We start from the raw sequence: 1,942 nt of genomic DNA, 5'->3' as shown, positions 1-1,942 counted from the left end.
GGTCGGTGGGGTTCTGGCCGGGCTGGTCAGCTTCACCAACCCGTCGATGATCGTGATCGGCGGCGGGCTGGCCCAGCTCGGGCACATCCTGCTCGCCGAGATCCGCAGCGTCGTCTACCGCCGATCGCTGCCGCTGGCCACCGGCAACCTCCCGGTGGTGCTGTCCGAGCTGGGGCCGCGGGCCGGTGTCGCCGGTGCCTCGGTTCTCGCCAGCGATTTGGCCTTTGCCGAGGCGTCATGACCGAGCAGCCATCCGAGGAGGTCGCCGTGACCGATGCTCCCCTGGTCGAAGCCCCCGCCGACGCCGTCGCGGGTGAGGTGGTCCTGCGCCTCACCGACGTGGTGAAGACCTTCCCGGGCGTACGCGCCCTCGACGGGGTGCAGCTGGAGGTGCGCGCCGGCGAGGTGCACTGCCTGCTGGGGCAGAACGGTGCCGGCAAGTCGACCCTGATCAAGGTGTTGGCCGGGGTGCACCGCCCGGACTCGGGGGTCGTCGAGTGGCGCGGCGAGCCGACCACCTTCGCCAACCCCCAGGCCGCCATGCGCGCCGGCATCGCCACCATCTACCAGGAGCTGGACCTGGTCGAGGATCTGTCGGTGGCGGAGAACGCCTTCCTCGGTCACGAGCCCCGCCACTTCGGTTTCGTCCGCCGGGGCCACATGGCCCGCCGGGCCCGGCAGATCCTCGGCCGGCTCGGCCACGCCGAGATCCCGCCCGGCCGGATGGTCCGGGCGCTGCCCGCAGCCGGCAAGCAGGTGGTCAGCATGGCCCGCGCGCTCTCCCACGAGGCCCGGCTGATCATCATGGACGAGCCGAGCGCGGTGCTCGCCCACGACGAGGTGGAGAACCTCTTCCGGATCATCCGCGAGCTGACCGCGCAGGGCATCGCGGTCATCTACATCTCGCACCGGCTGGAGGAGATCCGCGAGATCGGCGACCGGGTGACCGTACTCAAGGACGGCCGGACCACCGCGGCGAACCTGCCGGCCCGCGACACCCCGACCCGCGACCTGGTCTCCCGGATGACCGGCCGGACCATCGAGTACGTCTTCCCGGACCGTCCCGCCGACCCCACCGTCGGCGACGAGCTGCTCCAGGTCGACGGGTTGAGCCGCGCCAACGAGTTTGCCGACGTGTCGCTCACCGTGCGAGCCGGGGAGATCGTCGGAATCGCCGGGCTGGTCGGTTCCGGCCGGTCCGAGCTGATGGAGACCATCTACGGTGCGCGCCGTGCCGACGCGGGCACCGTGCGGATGGCGGGCTCCGTGCTGCGACCGGGCAGTGTCGGCGCGGCGGTGCGAGCCGGCATGGGCATGGCCCCCGAGGAGCGCAAGAGCCAGGCGCTGCTGCTCGGCGAGCCGATCTACCGCAACATCACGCTGGCCACCTTCGGCCGGTACGCCCGCCTCGGGTTCACCGATGTCGGAGCGGAGCGGGCCGCAGCGGACCGGATCGCCGAGAACCTGGAGATGCGCCCGCGTGACGTCCGCCGGGCGGTACGCACCCTCTCCGGTGGCAACCAGCAGAAGGTGGTGGTCGGGCGCTGGCTACTCGGCGACACCAAGCTGCTGCTGCTCGACGAACCCACCCGGGGCGTGGACGTGGGCGCCCGAGCCGAGCTGTACCAGGTGATCCGGCAGCTCGCCGCCCAGGGCGTCGGGGTGCTGCTGGTCTCCAGCGAGGTGCCCGAGGTGCTCGGTCTGTCCGACCGGGTGCTGGTGATGCGGGAGGGGCGGGTCGTCCGGACGGCCCCGGCCGGCGAACTCGACGAGAACACGGTGCTCGACCTCGTCATGGCGGGGTCTCTGATGGAAGGTGTGACGGCATGAGCGATAGCCCGCCCACCGCGACGCAGTCCCGACCGGTGGATCCGGCCGGGCCGGAGACGGCCGGGGACAAGGCGTTGCCGCCCACGCCGGGCGGCGGCCGGCTCTCCTGGTG

Annotated in this window: 2 protein-coding genes; both read left to right on the top strand. The window is 72.2% G+C overall.

Translation table 11 applies throughout. The annotated features are described in order from the left end of the window. The coding region (locus tag C1I95_RS33615; RefSeq protein WP_146605944.1) for an ROK family protein at window positions 1–241 on the top strand (241 nt) is incomplete at its 5' end. Then, window positions 238–1,830 (top strand): sugar ABC transporter ATP-binding protein, encoded by a 1,593-nt coding sequence (locus C1I95_RS33610; protein WP_111220114.1) that lies wholly within the window; start codon window positions 238–240, stop codon window positions 1,828–1,830. The genes C1I95_RS33615 and C1I95_RS33610, both read left to right, overlap by 4 nt. The last annotated feature ends 112 nt before the right edge of the window (window positions 1,831–1,942 follow it).

It is taken from the genome of Micromonospora craterilacus (assembly GCF_003236315.1).
GTDB lineage: Bacteria > Actinomycetota > Actinomycetes > Mycobacteriales > Micromonosporaceae > Micromonospora > Micromonospora craterilacus.
The sequence above is the reverse complement of the archived record's forward strand: the minus strand, read 5'-3'. Positions and strand labels throughout refer to the sequence as shown.